The sequence below is a fragment of the Photorhabdus noenieputensis genome (genome assembly GCF_018448935.1).
GTDB classification, from domain to species: Bacteria; Pseudomonadota; Gammaproteobacteria; order Enterobacterales; family Enterobacteriaceae; genus Photorhabdus; species Photorhabdus noenieputensis.
Genome location: NZ_RCWC01000197.1, coordinates 1 through 374 on the forward strand (window position 1 = coordinate 1; position 374 = coordinate 374).

Genomic DNA, 374 nt, shown 5'->3' on the forward strand with positions numbered 1-374 from the left:
AGTTAAACATCCATCTTAAGCCACTAATAGCATCTGCTGTTTTTATCCCGCCGTCCATTTCAGCCTGATAGGTCAGTGTGCATAACCCACCGTTCCCGGCACAGTGAGACAACATTTCTGCCCGTTGTGCAGCGCTCAGTTTGTTGTATTTATTCCAGATTGCTTCGGTAGGGGTGCCTTGCTTATTGGCTTCCTGGAGTTCTCTAGCCAGATTGTAGGCATTCATGGAGTTCAGGTGGTTAAAGAGAATAACAATTTCCCCGGCATTAGCCCCACTGTTAGCCCCTTTGGCGCTGTTGGTTGCAATGGCACCTGCGACGCTGCCGATGATTTTGCCACCTGCCTGAATTTTCATGGGATCATTGAATGTTTTA

General features: G+C 47.9%; 1 protein-coding gene. It reads right to left on the reverse strand.

All coding sequences use genetic code 11. The annotated features are described in order from the left end of the window. On the reverse strand, positions 1-374 hold a 374-nt coding region (locus EAE91_RS23840), incomplete at both ends, for a VENN motif pre-toxin domain-containing protein (RefSeq protein ID WP_214090582.1).